An 18386-nucleotide genomic window follows, 5' to 3' on the forward strand; every position below is an offset into this window, starting at 1 on the left:
AACAGGAACTTACAGCGGCTTAACGTTCTGTTATATACTGCAAGTAGTATTTATTGCTATGAAGCTAGGAATTATAGCGATCCGAGGAGGTATGACTGTAATGCCCGAATTACAAGAGATCAAGATTGAAGAATATGTGCCGGTGAAGCACGCCGCTTCCATTGCCGATATGTGGAACAGAAGCGCAGAGAGCTGGGGCGGAGACGGAGCGTACCGGACAGAGGAAAGCGTGCTGCGGGAACATGAGAACAGCCCGATGCTCAAGTTATTCCTGGCGGTAAGCGGCTCAGAGGTCATCGGATATTGCAGCTTCTCTCACTATAAAGAGGATACCGGGGCGCTCTATATCGCTCTGCTCAATGTGAGACCGGATTACCATGGACGCAAGGTGGGCAAGGCGCTGGTAAGGCGTTCGATTGAAGAGACGATTAAGCTGGGCTGGCCGCGGCTGGATCTCTATACGTGGCCCGGTAATGTCAAGGCGGTGCCTACGTATAAGAAAAGCGGGTTCTTCTGGGAGAACCGGGATGACACCACTCACCTGATGAACTTCATTCCCTCAGTGCTTCAGACCGGAGCGGTGAAGTCTTATTTCGAGAAGATAGACTGGTATAACGACAGCATCCGTGAGATCAAGGTGGAGCCTGATGGTCATGGGGAAAACGGCTTCGACTATTTTACATATGAATGGCTGAAGGATGGCCTGTCGCTGAAAATGGAATATGAGCGGACAGGCCGCGGCCTGCGCCTCATTGAGACGGAGGATTACCGGATACAGGTAACGATTCCTGCGCAGCATGAGCTGCCGTTTGGAGCTGAATACCCTGTCATTTATGAAGCCGTTAATAAAAGCGGGAAGCCCTTGTCGCTCCAGATTAGCGGTAAAAGCAATGCGCAAATCCGCTTGGAGCTGGAGGCTGCTCAGGATATCGAATCCGAGGCGCGGATCGAAGGACGCTTCTTCATCCATCCGGTGGAGGAGGAGCAGAATCTCTATCAGACCCATCCTGTGGTGGAGGCAGAACTGCTCATTAACGGCCTGCCTGCCGTATTCAAGCTGGGCATTAAGCCCAAGTTCCCGGTCAAGGTGAAGCTCCAGGTACCGGACAGAACGCTTTTCGCGGGCGAAGAGGTGGAGCTGGATGTGACGGTGGAGAATGAGTACAGCACAGACACCGTGTTCAGCTTCGAGCTGCCGGAGGACGAGATTCTGTCGTTCAGTCAAAAGCATTACACCGTTGAGGTTCCTGCCAAGAGCCGGAGGAACGTTACCGCAGCGGCCCGGCTGCTTGGGTACGGAATTTGGCACCATTCGGTGAGCATATGCAGTACAGAAGAAGGAGCGGATTCAGCTATACTGGAGCAGGAGCTGAGCCTGGTCTTCACCGGAGCAGAGACGGTCTTCGGCGGCCCGACCGATAAGGACTGGATCATCAGCAATGGCCGCTACTCCGCCGTTCTGAACAAAACGAATCATTGGCTTACTTTTTTCCAGAACCGTAAATATCTGATGAACCTGCCTTATCCGAAGCTTGGACTGCCTTATACGAATGAATTCAAAAAATTCTCAGCGCTGGATGTGAAGATCTCCAGGGATCAAGAGGCTATCGTGCTTGAGGCCACTTATGAGGTCGGCATCCGGAAGGGCTTGCTGCTGACGATGGTCGTGAAGCTGTTCGGCAACGGGATTGTCTCCCGTTATTTCAGAATCGACAACCCGCAGGCTACCGAACAAGTGGATGAGCTGGTCTTGAAGGACTGCTTCCGCTTCAACCTGCATGGAGGCGTCATCCCTTACCGCGGCAAATATATAGATCTGAGCGCAGGGGCAGAAGCCTCCGGCATGGATTACTGGGAAGCGCAGGAATTCACGGAGAACTGGATGTTCGCTGCGGATGAAGGCTTCTCCAGAGGGATTAGCTGGCCGTCAGAGCTTAAGCTGATTCAGGACTCTTGGATGCATGCCGTGGAGCATTCCCTGGGGCGGATTCCCGCCGGCGGGCGGAAGGAAACGCAGCCGCTGCGGATCGCTCTGGGAACCTGGGACCATTGGCAGGATTTCCGTGCTTATGCGCTGCAAAGCGGTAACAGGAATGCTGAGGAACTGACCACTACAGAGCAGCTGGAGCTGAGCCTGAATAACGGGAATCCGTTCATGGCTGGAGAGGCTAAGCTTCTCCTTCAGGAGCAGAAGAAGAGCTATCTGGTGGGTGAGATTCGGATCTCTTCCGAAGCAGGCAGCATGGAGGAAGCGCGGTTAACGGTTCAAGAGGAAGAGAAGCTCAGAGAAGCGGCTCTGCCGCTGACAGTACCGGCAGGCGCTGCCCCGGATGTGCTGACCCTGCATCTGGATATGGACAGTTATGTGCAGGATCAATCCTTCCTGGTCTTGCCTGTCGCGGATGAACGTGTCCGGCAGGAGAGACTTGTAGCAGAAGGGGCGCAGGTACTGGCTGTAGACAACGGGATACTGCGGATACAGGCCAGCCCTGACTTTGCACCGGGGTTATTCTCGCTTGCCTATCAGGGCGAGGAATGGCTGGAATCTTCTTTTCCGCAGCCGATTGCAAAGTCTTGGTGGAATCCATGGGTAGGCGGAATCGTAACCAGTGTGGGCGACATTGCCTTGCGCAGCTTCATGGAGGAGCCGTTAACGGCTGATTTCGCTGAATTAACCGATAACAAGGGGAACCGCTGGTCTGGTATACGGATGAGCGTCACCATTCAGAAGAATGATAAATACAAAGGACTCGTACTGCATCAATATTACATGCTGCTGCCGGGCGTTCCGGTGCTTGCCTCTACGGTACATGTGGAGCAGAATACAGGCGGCCCGCTATGCCCATTGAAGCTTGAGACTTCAACCTTCTATACTGCTGCCTCCGGCATACAGGATGGCAGGGCGTATCTTAAGAACAGCAGAGGTCAAGAGCTCACCTACAAGTCAGGCCGGGGACAGGCAGAGGATGCCAGCCATAGCGGGATTCTGCAAGTGGGTTCCAAGGAACGCCAGCAGCGTCTGTCATTAGTTACATCATTTAAGCATCCGTCACCTTCCTTGTTAGTCAATTCCGTCGCGTTGACGTCTTATGCGGAAGAGTACCTGCATCTGCAGGATGGCAAAGAGCAGTTCAGCAAGCCGCAATTCTATCTGATCTCGGATCTCCAGGTACCTGAGCAGGCTTATGGCGATCTGCTGTCGATCCGGTTCAAGAAGTGAGTCAGAGAAAGGAAGCTTCTATGAAAATCATTGACGCACATGTGCATTATTCCAATATTGCAGCTTTCCACGAAACGGCGCAGACCTTGGCGCATATCGACTATACCGGCAAGGGACTCCTGGAGGAGTTCCGCCGCAGCGGTGTCATTGCCGGGGTCGGCATGGGAGTGACCGAGACGGTTGCCGGAGCTTTTCCCGATTCCGCTGCCCTGAATCCTATGCTGCTTGACCTGAGCGAGACCCTGCCGGACAATCTGTTCACCTGCGTGGGCATTAACCCGCTCACCCTTCATCTGGAGGGGCAGCTTGAAGCACTGGAGCAATCGCTGCAGCGCACCGATGTCGTTGGCATCAAACTGTACGCCGGGTATTACCACTTCAATGTGGGGGATGAGATCTATGATCCGGTCTATAAGCTGGCTGCCGCTTACGATCTCCCGGTGGTCATTCATGGCGGATTGACTTATGCGGACCAGGGATTGCTGAAGTATTCCCATCCGCTGTCCATGGAGGAGACCTTCCTGAAGCACCGGGAGATTACCTTCATGCTCTGCCACCTGGGCGATCCTTGGGTGATGGACACCGCAGCCCTGCTGGAGAAGAACCCTAACCTCTATACGGATCTATCCGGCTGGATTGTCGGCGATCAGGACAAGGTGGACCGGCTGCTGACCGAGCAGACCTATACCGATCATTTCCGCCGGGCGCTGGTGTTCGCCGAGAAATACGACCGGCTGGTCTTCGGCACCGACTGGCCGCTGGTCCCGCTGGACGCTTATATTACCTTCGTGAAGCACCTGGTGCCGGAAGCTTATCATGAGGATGTCTTTTATAACAATGCACTCCGCGTGTTCCCTAAGCTTGCGGAGCGGATCAGAGAACTGAATCTATAATGAGATGGGCTGCAAACTTCCCCCGGAATGGGTATTCCGGGGGTTTTTAGTTCCGTTTCCACTTGTTGAGTGGGGGCGGGTTACTACTTCTGACGGACGACCTGTGGTAAGCTCAGAGTAGTACAGCATCAGCTTTAACACTGTAAGTGATTGTATTTCCTACAATAGAAAAGGCAGAGCTGACCGCAAAATGAAATTCTAATGTATTTCATACAGTGGAATGTTGTGTTTTGGGTGAAAAATGGCCTTTTTTCAATATTCAATTGTACGGAATACAATAGCTGCTATTTCGAAGCCTTTTTTACAGCAATCTATTGTACAAAATGCAGTTACTATCGTTCAAGTGCCTACAGCATCCGAATGACTGCTGTGCGAATGAGAAGCTGGCTCGTTAAGGTCCGGTAATGGTCATATTCACAAAGGGAGGCGGGTATTATTCCATACATACAGGTACACGATCTTGAAATGTTCTATGAACAGATGGGCACCGGGGAACCGGTAATCTTCCTGCACAGTCATTATTCCCGCAGCATGCTGGCCTTCAGCAGCCAGGTTCTGGACTTCCAGAGCCATTACAGTTGTTACTTCCCTGATCTTAGAGGGCATGGCAGGACCCGCTGCCGGGATCTGGACTGGTCTACTCCACGAATAGCTGAGGATGTCGCTGGATTCATGGATAGGATGAACATTGAACGGGCACATCTTATTGGATACAGTATGGGCGCGGGCGTAGGGCTGTACCTGGCGGTGAATCATCCGGGACGGATTGCTACGCTTACTACGATTGGAACCAGCGGATTCTGTGAACCGGCTGGAGCCGGAGAATACGAGCCTGAACAGCTGCTGGCGAATCAGCAGCAAGCCTTCATTAATCAGATGATCGAGAGGCATCAGGAGGCCCATCAGGGGAATTGGCAATACTATCTGCGGCAAACGGTGCAGGACTGGATCAGATACCCGGATCTCACGGAGGAGCAACTGGGCAGTATAACCTGCCCGGCACTGCTAATTTCAGGGGAACATGACCCGTTCGCGGGAGAGGATAGAACGGTGAAGCTCGCTTCCCTGCTTACGGATGCAAGGACGCTGATCGTTCAGGGAGCAGGGCACCGCCCGCATATGGTAAGGGAACAGCCCATTCTGGTGAACGATACGATTCTTGAATTCCTTGCACAGAACCCTATCCACTAACACAAGGGGATGTACACATCCAGAAAGGAGTTACAGATGAAGAAAGTCATCGTGATCGGAGCAGGGATTCTCGGAGCCTCGGCAGCTTACCAGTTAGCAGTGATGGGCGCAGAGGTGCTGATTATAGACCGTCAAGACCCTGGACAAGCTACGGATGCAGCGGCAGGCATCATCTGTCCCTGGCTGTCGCAGCGGCGCAATCAGGCCTGGTACCGGCTGGCGAAGGCGGGGGCGCGGTTCTATCCTGAGCTGATTAGCCAGCTTAAGGAAGGCGGCGAAGCGCATACCGGTTATGCCAGGGTTGGAGCGCTTAGTATACATACGGATGAGAGCAAGCTCGACAGAATAGAAGAGCGGGCACGGATGCGGCTGGCAGATGCCCCGGAGATCGGAGTCATCACGCGGCTTAGCACAGGGCAGACCCGTGAACGCTTCCCGCTGCTGGCGGAAGGATATGCTTCGGTTTATATCAGTGGAGCTGCCCGAGTGGATGGCCGCGCTTTGCGGGACGCTCTGCTTCATTCTGCGCAGCAGCAGGGGGCGGTCATGATTAGCGGTGACGCTGCGCTTGCTTTTGAACCGGGCCGGGTCACCGGAGTCAACGCAGGAGGATACTATTATCCGGCGGATGAAGTTATTATCTGTGCAGGCGCATGGGCGAACCCGCTGCTCCGGCCGCTGGGCATTGACTTTAAGGTGAGCTACCAGAAGGGGCAGATCATGCATTTGCAGGTATCTGACCAACAAGATACGGAAGTCTGGCCGGTGGTGATCCCGCCAAGCGATCAATATCTGCTCGCTTTTGCCCGGCAACAGATTGTTATCGGAGCTACTCATGAGAATGACGTAGAAGGATATAATACCAGAGTGACCGCCGGCGGGATGCAGGAGATTCTGACTAAAGGACTGGAAGTAGCGCCTGGACTGGCGGACGGTACTTATAGTGAAGTGAGGGTCGGCTTCCGTCCGTTCACTCCGGGATTTCTGCCGGTCATAGGGGCGGTCCCCGGGTGGAGCGGAGTCCTTGCGGCCAATGGTCTGGGAGCTTCAGGACTTACGATGGGGCCGTATATCGGTTATCAGCTGGCGAAGCTGGCACTCGGCAGAGAGCCTGATCTGGAGCTGGACGATTATAGCCTTCAAAGAGCCATAACGGGCGGATGATTACGAATACATTTCCTTCATTGGAACATTATGATTCAATTCGGCTTGCCGGATGAATTTTTGTTTGACAGAAGTGAAGGTCTGATCCATAATACAATCCATACTAAACATATATGATTTATAGGAAGGGTGGATCACACGTGATTAATTTAAAAGCTTCTATGAGAAAAACAGCAGGGCTGGGCACACTTGCGGTATTGTTCGTATCGCTGCTTGCCGGCTGCTCCGGGTCTGCCAATCCTGCGGATTCCAATAATGGGGCTAAGGCCAGTACGGCTCCAGCGGCAACAGAAAGTGCAAGCACAACAGAGCCTGCAACTGGAGGCACCTTCGTGTATGGCCGCCCGGCTTCCGTAACGTCGTTTGATCTGCATAACCAGATTACATCGAATAACGCATTCGCGATTGATAAAGTGTTTGAGTCACTGGTTGCTTTTGACAGCAAGGGTGAAATTACGGATCAGCTCGCAGCCTCGCATACGATCAGCGAAGACGGCTTAACTTATACGTTCGTACTCCGTGACGGCCTGAAGTTCTCGAACGGTACGCCGGTAACCGCAGAGGATGCGGTATTCTCCCTCCAGCGGCATCTGAAGGTTGGCGGTCCCCTGGCCATCTCGGCCAAGGTAGATACGGTGAAGGCACAGGATGAGAAGACACTCGTAATCACGCTAAAAGAACCCTACACCCCATTCATCTCGGAGTTGTCGAACTTCTCGAACGGGATCATCCCGAATAACTTCGGCGGAGTGAGCGAAGAGGAATTCTTCAAGAAGCCGGTAGGGACCGGGCCATTCGTGATCGAGACATGGGACCCGGCAGGTGATGTGACCTTCACCAAGAATACTAACTACTGGAAGGAAGGTAAGCCTTATATCGACAAGCTCGTCTATAAGCTGATCCAGGACGACAGTCAGGCCATTAACCAGCTTAAAGCCGGGGCAGTGAATGCAGTTGAAGCCCTGTCACTACAGAATGCGGGCGAGATCAAGGACGGTGCAGACACCACAGTAGTAACGAACGGCAGCTGGGTGACAGAACAGCTCTTCTTCAATACACTGGATAAGCACTTCTCCGATGTGCATGTCCGCCGGGCACTGGCACTGGCGCTTGACCGTGACGGACTGACCAAGGCCTTGACCTTCGGCTATGCACAGACTGCGACTTCGCTGCTGCCAACTACGATTCCTTACAATGCCAATGATAAGATCAAGGCACTGAGCTTCGATCCGGCGGCTGCCAAGGCAGAGCTGGCCAAATCGGCCTTCCCTGACGGATTCTCCACCAAGCTGCTGGTTGCTTCCGGCAACAGCACCCGGGCTCAGGAAGCCCAGATTATCCAGGCCGCCGGCCAGGCGATCGGGATCAAGATTGAGATTGAATCGGTGGAGCTGGCTACCTTCCGCGAACGCTTTTTCGCTTATGATTTCGCGGCGATGCTGAACAGCGGTCAGGCGGATTCCCCGGAAGCGAACTCGATCTTGGCGTTCCAGACCGACCCGGAAGGCTTCAGCAAATCGTACTGGACGCATTACACGAATGAGAAGGTAACCAAGCTGCTGTATGAAGGCCAGAAGACAGCTGATGGTGAAGGACGGGCTACGATCTACACCGAGCTTTTACAGACGCTTGCCGATGAAGTTCCTTACATTCCGCTGTACTATCCGGATATCCTGATCGGCGCGCGGTCTTCTGTAGACGGACTTGTGGTTCTGCCTAACGGCAGCATCCGTCTGGAAGATGTCCGACTAGCTAAATGATGAAATCCAAGCTGACCCTAAGCGGTGCAGCTGGAAACAACGGTTCTTACAAGTGGCTGGCCTTAGCCCTTGTAAGAGCCTTACTTGTTATCCTCTGCGTAATGACGGCGGTCTTTTTCCTGATTCGAATTGTACCCGGCGACCCCGCCAAAATGATTCTCGGTGAATACAGCACACCTGAAGCGCTTAAGAATATGCACCACACACTGGGACTGGATCTCTCCTTATGGGATCAGTTCACCCGGTTCGTGAAGCTGCTGTTCACTCAGGGAGATACCGGAAACTCTATTATTGCCGGCACCTCGTCGAGAGAGCTGATTGCAGAGCGTGCTCCGGTCACACTACTGCTGATTGTAATTGCTTCGGTGCTTGCGATAATTGTAGCCCTTCTGCTGGCAACGGTTGCTGCCACCCAGAAGGACAAGCTGCTCGATCATCTGATCCGCATTATTCCAGCGGTCACCCTTGGGATGCCGGTCTTCTGGGTTGGGATTCTGTTCATTCTATTCTTTAGTGTGCGGCTGGGCTGGTTCCCCGTAGGGGGAATCGGCGAGGGATGGTCGGGTACGCTCCATAGTCTGGTGCTTCCGGCGGTCACGATTGCTTTTTCACAGATTCCTACGCTGGTCCGCTCGCTGCGTGCGCAAATGCTGGAGGTGCTGGAATCCGAATTCGTGGTCACTCTCCGTGCAGCTGGAATCCCGTCCAGAGTCATCCTGTTCAAGCATGTGCTGCGCAATTCGGCATTGCCGACCCTGATGCTGCTGGGAGTCAATGTGTCCTACCTGATCGGGGGAACGCTCGTTGTGGAGCAGGTCTTCGGGATCAAGGGCATTGGCAGCCTGCTGTTCACCTCCATCTCGAATAGAGATTTTCCGGTGATTCAGGGGATTGCGCTCTATTGTGCACTGGCTGTTGTAATTATCAGTCTGCTAATCGAAATGATCTCCGGGTGGCTTGATCCCAGAACGAAGGGGAAATCATGAATACTACACAGATAGATACAACCCTGCCGGACCTCGGGAAGCCCGCAAGCGGACTCCGAAGAGTACTGAACACCCCGTCACTGCTGATCGGAATCATTATGTTCACTATACTTATACTGCTCGCCATATTCATTCCTTATTTAAGTCCGTACAACCCCACGGAGCAGAATCTGAGCGCCTTCCTGCAGCCGCCTTCCGCAGCCCACTGGCTCGGTACCGACCAGCTTGGCCGTGATTTGTTCACCAGATTGATCTATGCCGCCCGGACGGATCTGACGATCATGGTGCTGGCTGAGATTATTCCGTTCTGCACGGGCGTCATGCTGGGCATGATTTCGGGGTACTATGGCAAATGGACCGATAGAATTATAGCGCTGATCACGGACACTTTTATTGCCTTCCCGTTCTATCTGATCGTCATTATCGTGGCCTTCGCCAGCGGGGCAGGGGAGCGCGGAATCTATATTACCTTCATTCTCGTAGGCTGGATTGTATTCGCCCGTGTGGTCAGAGGACTCAGCGCATCCTTCCGGAAGCAGGAATGGATCGCCTCGGCGCAGACGCTAGGTCTGCCCGGACACCGCATCCTTCTGCGCCATCTTCTGCCGAATGTACTGCCGCAAGCCGTTGTCGTGCTGATGACGGATATGATAGGACTCCTGGTAGCCATTGTTACGCTAGGTTATCTGGGAATAGGGATTGCCCCGCCTACGCCGGATTGGGGAACGATGATCGCAGACGGACAGCCCTTCATTACCACAGCCTGGTGGCTGTCGGCGGTTCCCGGCTTCGCAGTCGTGTATACGGGAATTGCGTTGTCTCTCCTGGGAGACGGACTGGCCGATATCTGGAGGAGAAAAGGATGACAACACAACCTGTACTTGAACTCGAAGAATTGACACTCGCAGCCTCTTCCACAGAAATCCTGGTCAACAGCGTCAGCTTCTCCCTTGAACGCGGCGAAAGCCTGGGACTAGTCGGCGAATCCGGCTCAGGCAAATCGCTGACGCTGCGGGCGATTCTCGGCTTGCTTCCGCGCGGTGTGGAGCAGACCGGGGGAGAGGTCCGCAGCAAGGTAAGCAGTGCCATGGTGTTCCAGGACCCCAGAGGGGCGCTGGATCCGCTCTGCCCGGTAGTGAAGCAGCTGACCGAGGTTGTATATTACAGACAGAGAACCAGTCTGAAGGCTGCGCGGCGCATCGCCCTGGAGCTGCTTGAACGGCTCGGTCTGCCAGCTTCGCTGAAGACAACAGACCGCTACCCGGGGCAGCTCTCCGGCGGCCAGTGCCAGCGTGTCGTCATTGCTCTGGCGCTGGCCTGCAAGCCGGGCATTCTGCTCTGTGATGAGCCGACCACCGCGCTGGATGTGACGGTTCAGCGCCAGATTATAGATACGATTACGAGTCTGCAGCAGGAGCTGGGCTTCGCTATGGTCTTTGTGACCCACAATCTGGCGATTGCCGCCAACCTCTGCTCCAGACTGGTTGTGATGAAGCAGGGCCGGATCATTGAGCAAGGCGAGACGCATAGCCTGCTGCGCCATCCGGCTGAGGGCTATACACAGATGTTAATGGATTCGGTGCTACCTCTGCCGGAGCTGGAAGGAGGCGGGATCTCATGGAAGTAGCACTACAGGTGCAGGATGTAACCGTCCGTTATGGCGGGTTCACCGCCCTCGATCAGATCCGGCTGGAGCTTGCGCGGCATACCACGCTGGGGCTTGTCGGTGAGTCCGGCTCCGGGAAGTCTACGCTGGCCCGGGTCATTGCCGGACTCATTACCCCGGATGCAGGACAGCTTCTGCTGGGTGCGGAGCCGTTAGGCAAGAAGCGGAGCAAGGCGCAGCATAAGCAGATTCAGATGATTTTTCAGAACCCGGATTCTTCGCTGAATCCCAGGCATACTGTCCGGCAGATTCTGGCTGAAGCCTTGCTATTCCACCGGATTGTAGAGCGTTCGCAGGTTGAACGCAGAAGTAAGGAGCTGCTTAGCCGGGTGCAGCTGGATGCCAAATCTCTGGACAGATATCCGCATGAATTCTCCGGCGGCCAGCGCCAGCGGATTGCCATTGCCCGCGCGCTTAGCGTGGAGCCTAGTCTGCTGATCGCCGATGAGCCTACCAGCGCACTGGATGTCTCAGTGCAGCGCAGCGTGCTGGAGCTATTCCATACGCTGCAAGCCGAGCTTAATCTGACGATGCTGTTCATCTCCCATGATCTGGGAGTCATTCATGCCGTCAGCGATACCGTCGCTGTGATGCGTCAGGGGCAGCTGGTCGAGGTGAATTCGAAGGATGAATTCTTCGTCCGGCCCCAGCATGAATACAGCCGGGAGCTATTGTCTGCGGTGCCCAAGATGCCGCAATATTGAACATTCATACCATCAGGAGGATTATATGAACCGTCAAATTACAGGATTCGTACCACTCACGCTATCTGAACTGGACACATTAACACAACAGCTATCCCGGCTATTAGGGACACAGCATCCTCCGGTAATCATTCCGGGGGAGGCGATTCTAGGCATTGAGGCGGTAGCAGCAGGAATTGCTGCGCCGGGACGTACGATTCTGAACGTAGTGACCGGACCTTACGGCAGCTTGTTCGGGGAATGGCTTACGCGCGGCGGGGCTACCGTTAAGGAAGTGAAGGTTCCCTTCGACCAGGTGGTTACAGTAGAGGAAGTGGCCGCAGCGATTGAGCTGCATCAGCCGGTTGCGATTTCTTTGGTACAGGCAGAGGTGGTTACAGGCGGCTCGAACCCTGCGGAGGAGATCTTCAAGCTGGCCCGCAGGCATGACCTGATTACGGTAACGGATTCCGTGTCGGCTGTCGGGGGAGAGGCGCTGTCTGTGGATGAGTGGGCGGTGGATTTCGCTGTAATGGGTGCGCAAAAAGCGCTCGCCGGTCCTAACGGAATCAGCGCGGTCAGTATTTCTCCCCGCGGCTGGGCCTTCCTGGAGTCGAACGAACGGGCTCCGCGCAATTCCATTCTGTCCTTGCTGGATCTGCAGCCGTCCCCGGACGGAGCAGCGCCGCTCCGCGTCCCGCCGAATATCCCGGTCCTGGAAGCCAGAGCTCTAATCGAAGCCCTGGAGGCTGTTGCCGAAGAGGGACTGCCCCAGGTTATCCAGCGGCATGAACGTGCGGCGGCCTCTGCTGTCGCAGGGGTCGCGGAGCTTGGGCTTGCGCCTTGGCAGAAGGACAGCAGTCATTATTCCACGCTGACTACGACTGTTCGGATTGACGAGCAGCCGCTTCTGCTGATCAAGCAGCCTGTCGGTATCGTAGCTCCCGGGGACGGGGAATTATTCGGTCAATTGCTGCGGATCAATCATTTCGGAACGAATGCCAGCCGGGAGAGTGTCGAAGCAGCGGTGCAGACGCTGGCCAGACTGCTGAAGCTGGATGCTGAACCGGCAGTGCAGGCCGTCCGCCAGATCTGGAGGGAAGCGGAATGATCCTTAAGCAGCCGCAATTTCAGGCATACACTGGAATCCATATTGCAGGTATCCAAGGGAAACGCTTCGATATCGAGATTACGAACGGGCGGTTCACCTCAGTGGCAGAAGCGGGTTTGCAGCCGGGACAGGCGGAAGGCTCCAGGCAGCAGCAGCTATGGATCAGTCCGGGCATTCTGGATCTGCACACCCATCTGGCCTGGACCGACTTCGACCATGACGACCAGCTCCGCCGGGACCCCCGCGAGATTGAGGTCATGCAGGCGGAGGCCTTCGCCGCTACCTTGCGGACGGGAGTAACTACAGCCCGCGACGCCGGCGGTATTCTGCCTGCCACGATCCGGCATCTCGTGAAGTATTACCAGCAGCCGCTGCGGGTAGAGACCAGCAGTGAAATGCTGGGAGCTTCCGATGCCAAGGGGATTAAGCATCTGGAGAACCGCCTGACGGAGATCTACGCGACCGGGGCAGGCTGGGTCAAAATCATGGCAACCGGCGGTCTTGGCGCACCTACCGAGAAGGTTACGGAGCCGAACTTCTCCGAGGAGGAATTCGCCTTCATCGTCCGTCATGCCCATGCGAACGGGAAGAAGGTATTGGTGCATACCTGGGGCGGGGTGACGATTGACTGGTCCATTCAGGCCGGTGTGGAATCTATTGAGCACGGGATGTTCATGACCTGGGATCAGGCCGGGAGACTTGCCGAATCCGGCGTGGCTTACGTGCCGACCACTTCAATCTACCGGATCGCCGCCGATCCGAAGGGAGTGCTGGCGCTAAGTCCGCTCATCTGTGAACGTGCCGCCCGGGCCGCCGATGCTCATGCCATCGCGCTTGGATATGCCAGGGAGGCAGGGGTGCGGCTTGGCTTCGGCACCGATTACGCTACGCCTGCGCTGCATGGATACAACCTGCAGGAATTCGACACGCTGCTGGACTACGGCCTGAGCCGGGTGGAGGTCTGGCGGTCAGCTACAGAAGACGCAGCGGCGATACTTGGAAGCGGCCATGAGCTGGGCCGGATTGCGGAAGGCTATATTGCCGATGCCGTCATCTACGCCGCCGATCCTTATCAGGCCAAGAATGCGGATCAACTGCGCACAAGCATTGTTACGGTCATTACTGGAGCGCAGGAAGAGGATTTGCTATAACGGTTGTGCAAAGAGGCTGTCCTTTCTGATGAAGGACAGCCTTTTTGCGGTGTGATGGCCGAGACCAAATGTATGCGAAAAACCGATTACAATGGAGCGTTACGTAGGCATGTGGCCGAATGTAATCGAAAAACCGATCACATTGGAGCGTTACGTAGGCGTGTGGCCGAATGTAATCGAAAAACCGATCACATTGGGGCGCTATGTAGGCATGTGACCAAATGTAATCGAAAAACCGATCACATTAGGACGCTACGGAGGTGTGTGGCCCAATGTAATCGAAAAACCGATCACATTGGGGCGCTACGTAGGAATGTGGCCTAATGTAATCGAAAAACCGATCACATTGGAGCGTTAAGTAGGCGCGTTTCCGAATGTAATCGAAAAACCGATCACATTGGAGCGCTACGTAGGCACGTGTGCGGAATGTAATCGAAAAACCGATCACATTGGAGCGTTACGTAGGCATGTGGCCCAACCTAATCGAAAAACCGATCACATTGTGCCCTCTGAGCCTCCCAGCTTTTCACCCGCCAGCATCATTCAATTCAAATCGTAACCATTCACAGCTCAGTATACTGCTTAACCACTTGATCCAGGTAGGACTCAACCGCAGGTGTCTTCTTATCCCCGGCAGCATCGAGCAGCGTCACCAGCTTGGCCAGAATGTTCAGCACCTTATTGTCGCCTGGCCCCTCCATCAGGGCATGGTCGTAGGCCCGGCGCAGCTCAGGATCGAGTTCATTCGTGTCGTAATCGTAGGCTGGGGTGTTATCCGAGCCTAGCAGTACTAGGGGAACCGTATAGGACATTTCATTGCGGATGGCCGCCGTCCGGTTCGACTTCGGATAATCCTGAACATAATCACTCATGATAGCCGCTCTGCCGATCAGCTCATCCCAAGTGATCACGATACCTGCATCGAAGGTGGAAGGCTTGTTGCTCTCCGTTGCCATGATATCAATATACGCGGCGATATCCTTGCTGATATAGGGCTTGAATACCTTGAAACCTTCATAATGCATAACCGAGTAATACATACCTTCGCTGGTCTCCAGCTTGTAGCCTTTCTCCCAGATTTCCTCCATCAGCTTGCGCACCGCAGGTGCTTTAACCCGCTTTTGAATCTCCGTATAGGTCATATCGTTGTTAATTTGGGCGTCCATTAGTGCCTTTTGCACAGCATCTGTATATAGCTTTTCAGAGAACCGCTCAAGCCCCGCCTTCTGGGCATTTTCCAATTGAAGGGTCATTACCGTGCCGTACCAGGAGCCAACTTTGGAGATATGGTTCATAAGATATTTGCGTGCCTGTGCGAGGCTTGCGGGATTGCTCACGTATTTGCGGAACTGGTTGTAGACCGCCTGGGCATCAGCTGTGGATGCCGACGCCGCAGCTACGGGCTGTCCACCAACACCTGCAATCACTGTGCCGCCTGCCAGAGTCAGAGCTGTGCCTAGCAGCACCGCTCTTGCTGTTTTTGCTAAATAATTTGGTAATGTTCTCATTATGTACCTCCTGTGGGATAAGATGCTTTCTGCAACGCCTATATAAATTGAACTTAAGGATTTAAGTTAAGGGAAAAGTGGCGGAGGGGAATTTTGGAACTGGAGGAGCGGTAGCGCCCGCCTGAAAGCTATCCGTAGGAAAGCTCGTATCGTAAGCATCAGCAGTCTGCGGATTTCTACCGTTAAAAACGGGATAAATCATGAAATCTACTGACAACAGCGGCCGGAAGTCCAAAACTTCTCTGGAGTCACGGCACATCCCAAAACATAAAAGCCATTAGTTCAATCTATCCTATCTATTTGGACAGATCCGGAATGGATGAATCGGGCAACTCATATGAAATAACGCTTGACTTGGAACGCATTTCATAACCTATAGTTCAGTGGAAGACTAGACAAAGGGGAGAAGAGGACATGAATCAAACTAGCAGAAAGATTGTTTTCATCGATATTGACGGAACGCTTCTCATGGAGAATGGAATAGTCCCGGAATCAGCAGTGCAGGCATGCCAGCAGGCACGGAAGAACGGGCATTTGCTGTACCTGTGCACCGGACGCTCCAAGGCTGAAATCTATGATTATATCTGGGAGATCGGGTTCGACGGGCTGATTGGAGCGGCAGGCGGATATGTGGAGAGCGGTGGCGAAATGCTTTATCATAAAAAAGTGACCCCGGAGGATGCGAAGCATTTGATCGATTATTTTAACGCGAACGGGGTCGATTTCATTCTGGAATCCAATACAGCGCTTCACGGCAGCCGCCATTTACAGCCGCATCTGGAGCGCAGAATCTATGGCGACTTGCTGAATGATCCCGAGGCGCAGGAGAGAAAACGGCAGTCACCTCATCCCTATATCGCAACACTCACTTACGGGGACGAGGAGTTATATCTGGATGACGTTAATAAGGTATGCTTCTTGGAGAGCAGCCTGCCCTTTGATCAGATTCAGAAGGAATTACAGGACCGGTTCACGGCGATTCAGTGCTCCATCCCGATCTTCGGGGAGAACAGCGGGGAACTGATGATGCCTGGCGTTCATAAAGCTTCCGCTATTGCCGATGTCCTGCATCATTTGAATATCCCGCTTGAGAACAGTATGGCGATTGGAGACGGGCTGAACGATATGGAGATGCTGGAATATGTCCAGGTGGGGGTTGCCATGGGCAATGCCCGCGAGCCGCTCAAAGCAATTGCCGATGATATTACCGATTCTATTGAGAACGATGGACTGTATAATTGCTTCCTGAAGCACGGACTGATCTGACTAACGGGTTGATCTCCGGGAAGACTCGTGTTAAAATGCACTTAATTAAGCGATTGGAGTTGAAGAGTATCGTGCGGACATTTCTTGCGTAATGTGACCAATAAACAAGCGTTATTTGCGGCGCGCAATTTATGGTTGATATGCAGGAAGGGTCTGCCTCTTTTCACTCTGGTCCAAATATCCTTATTCAAGTCCGCCTGGAGATAGTGTCCGGGTATGGGATTTGCTGTGTTTATTTGAGCTGCTGGAGGAGAACCTTCTTGCAGCTTTTATTTTTGTAAATACAGGAGGATACTTGTATGTCTTTGATTAATGTGAGCAAGCTGACTTTTGCCTATGAGGGCACTTACGAACATATTTTTGAGAATGTGAGCTTTCAGCTGGATACAGATTGGAAATTGGGCTTCACCGGCCGCAACGGCCGCGGCAAAACAACCTTCCTGAACCTGCTGCTTGGCAAATATGAGTACAGCGGGACGATATCCGCGCAGGTGGGCTTCGAGTATTTCCCGTTTGCGGTGGCTGACCCTGCGGCTCTGACCGTGGATGTCATGCAGGAGATTGACCCGGAGATGGAGCACTGGAAGCTGATGCGCGAGCTGTCGCTGCTGCGGGTGTCCGAGGATACGCTGTACCGGCCGTTTGAATCGCTGTCGAACGGGGAGCAGACGAAGGTGCTGCTGGCCGCTCTGTTCGCGCGCGAGAACCAGTTCCTGCTCATAGACGAGCCGACGAACCATCTGGATGCGAAGGGCCGGAAGCTGGTCAGTGACTATCTGCGTACGAAGAGCGGGTATATTCTCGTGTCGCATGACCGTGCTTTTCTCGATAACTGTGTGGACCATATCTTGTCGATTAACAAGACCAATATTGAGATCCAGAAGGGCAACTTCAGCAGCTGGTGGGAGAATAAGTCCAGACAGGATCAGTTCGAGCTGGCGGAGGATGAGAAGCTGCGGAAGGACATCAAGCGCTTATCGGACTCTGCCAAAAGAACGGGCGGCTGGGCGCATGAAGTCGAGAAATCTAAGAATGGCACCCGGAGCTCCGGCAACAAATTGGATAAAGGCTACGTCGGGCACAAGGCCGCCAAGATGATGAAGCGCTCCAAGTCGATTCAGCAGCGGCAGGAATCCGCCATCGCGGAGAAGTCGAAGCTGCTGCGTAATCTGGAGAGCGCGGACAGTCTGAAAATTGCACAGCTTCCTTATCATAAGCAGCAATTGGTGGAGCTGGAGGATCTGTCGATCCGCTATGACGACAAAACGGTATGCTCCGGTGTTAGCTTCGTTCTGGAACAGGGGGACCGGATCTCCCTCTCCGGCAGCAACGGCTCAGGAAAATCAAGCATTCTGAAGCTGATCTGCGGGGAGGACATAAACTATACCGGCCACTTCGCACGGGACAGCCAGTTGTCTATCTCTTATGTATCCCAGGATACTTCGCAGCTCAAGGGCAGCCTGAGTGAATACGCGCGAGAGCAGGGGATCGACGAGAGTCTGTTCAAGTCGATTCTGCGGAAGCTCGATTTCTCACGGCTGCAATTCGAGAAGGATATGTCCACGTACAGCGGCGGGCAAAAGAAAAAGGTGCTGATTGCCGCAAGCCTCAGCGAGCAGGTGCATCTGCACATCTGGGATGAACCGCTCAACTTCATCGATGTTATCTCCCGGATGCAGATCGAGGAGCTGCTGCTGGAATATACACCGACGATCCTGTTCGTGGAGCATGACCGCGAATTCTGCGCGAATATCGCGACTAAGCAGGTTGTACTCGACTAAGCAGGT

General features: G+C 54.0%; 15 protein-coding genes. 14 read left to right on the top strand and 1 reads right to left on the bottom strand.

The features are described from left to right. Positions 1-100: 100 nt before the first annotated feature. From NYE26_RS14045 to NYE26_RS14100, 12 genes are all read left to right on the top strand, one after another. Positions 101-3220, top strand: coding sequence for a GNAT family N-acetyltransferase (locus NYE26_RS14045; protein ID WP_339256633.1), 3120 nt, complete (start codon positions 101-103; stop codon positions 3218-3220). Positions 3221-3240: 20 nt separating this feature from the next. After that, positions 3241-4113, top strand: coding sequence for a TatD family hydrolase (locus tag NYE26_RS14050; RefSeq protein WP_339256635.1), 873 nt, complete (start codon positions 3241-3243; stop codon positions 4111-4113). Between the two features lie 465 nt (positions 4114-4578). Then, positions 4579-5304, top strand: a complete 726-nt coding sequence (locus tag NYE26_RS14055) for an alpha/beta hydrolase (RefSeq protein WP_339256637.1) — start codon at positions 4579-4581, stop codon at positions 5302-5304. 36 nt (positions 5305-5340) lie between these two features. Next, a complete protein-coding gene (locus NYE26_RS14060) occupies positions 5341-6468 on the top strand; it encodes an FAD-dependent oxidoreductase (protein WP_339256639.1) in 1128 nt (375 codons plus the stop codon). A gap of 161 nt (positions 6469-6629) precedes the next feature. Continuing rightward, complete coding sequence (locus tag NYE26_RS14065; RefSeq protein WP_339256641.1) at positions 6630-8228, top strand: ABC transporter substrate-binding protein; 1599 nt, start codon at positions 6630-6632, stop codon at positions 8226-8228. Beyond that, on the top strand, positions 8225-9214 hold the full coding sequence (locus tag NYE26_RS14070; RefSeq protein WP_076075640.1) for an ABC transporter permease: 990 nt from the start codon (positions 8225-8227) through the stop codon (positions 9212-9214). The genes NYE26_RS14065 and NYE26_RS14070 overlap by 4 nt, the downstream gene beginning before the upstream one ends. Then, complete coding sequence (locus NYE26_RS14075; RefSeq protein ID WP_155991610.1) at positions 9211-10080, top strand: ABC transporter permease; 870 nt, start codon at positions 9211-9213, stop codon at positions 10078-10080. Before NYE26_RS14070 ends, NYE26_RS14075 begins: the two co-directional genes overlap by 4 nt. Then, complete coding sequence (locus tag NYE26_RS14080) at positions 10077-10841, top strand: ABC transporter ATP-binding protein (protein WP_339256646.1); 765 nt, start codon at positions 10077-10079, stop codon at positions 10839-10841. Before NYE26_RS14075 ends, NYE26_RS14080 begins: the two co-directional genes overlap by 4 nt. Beyond that, positions 10832-11584 carry an ATP-binding cassette domain-containing protein gene (locus NYE26_RS14085; RefSeq protein WP_339256648.1) on the top strand — a complete coding sequence of 251 codons (753 nt, stop codon included), beginning with the start codon at positions 10832-10834 and terminating at the stop codon, positions 11582-11584. Before NYE26_RS14080 ends, NYE26_RS14085 begins: the two co-directional genes overlap by 10 nt. A 25-nt stretch (positions 11585-11609) precedes the next feature. Further along, positions 11610-12674 (top strand): aminotransferase class V-fold PLP-dependent enzyme, encoded by a 1065-nt coding sequence (locus NYE26_RS14090; protein ID WP_339256650.1) that lies wholly within the window; start codon positions 11610-11612, stop codon positions 12672-12674. Beyond that, positions 12671-13825 (top strand): amidohydrolase family protein, encoded by a 1155-nt coding sequence (locus NYE26_RS14095; protein WP_339256652.1) that lies wholly within the window; start codon positions 12671-12673, stop codon positions 13823-13825. The genes NYE26_RS14090 and NYE26_RS14095 overlap by 4 nt, the downstream gene beginning before the upstream one ends. A gap of 91 nt (positions 13826-13916) precedes the next feature. Continuing rightward, positions 13917-14042 carry a hypothetical protein gene (locus NYE26_RS14100; RefSeq protein ID WP_339256654.1) on the top strand — a complete coding sequence of 42 codons (126 nt, stop codon included), beginning with the start codon at positions 13917-13919 and terminating at the stop codon, positions 14040-14042. Positions 14043-14388: 346 nt separating this feature from the next. Here the strand turns inward: NYE26_RS14100 and NYE26_RS14105 are convergent, their stop codons facing one another. Further along, a complete protein-coding gene (locus NYE26_RS14105) occupies positions 14389-15333 on the bottom strand; it encodes a hypothetical protein (RefSeq protein ID WP_339256656.1) in 945 nt (314 codons plus the stop codon). Positions 15334-15747: 414 nt separating this feature from the next. Here NYE26_RS14105 and NYE26_RS14110 point away from each other — a divergent pair, with 414 nt between their 5' ends. Next, entirely contained in the window at positions 15748-16599 is an 852-nt protein-coding gene (locus NYE26_RS14110) for a Cof-type HAD-IIB family hydrolase (RefSeq protein ID WP_036728457.1), read from the top strand. A 299-nt stretch (positions 16600-16898) separates the two neighbouring features. Continuing rightward, on the top strand, positions 16899-18380 hold the full coding sequence (locus tag NYE26_RS14115) for an Lsa family ABC-F type ribosomal protection protein (RefSeq protein WP_339256660.1): 1482 nt from the start codon (positions 16899-16901) through the stop codon (positions 18378-18380). Positions 18381-18386: the final 6 nt, after the last annotated feature.

Source organism: Paenibacillus sp. FSL P2-0136 (genome assembly GCF_037975325.1).
In the GTDB taxonomy this organism is placed as follows: Bacteria; Bacillota; Bacilli; order Paenibacillales; family Paenibacillaceae; genus Paenibacillus_AQ; species Paenibacillus_AQ silagei.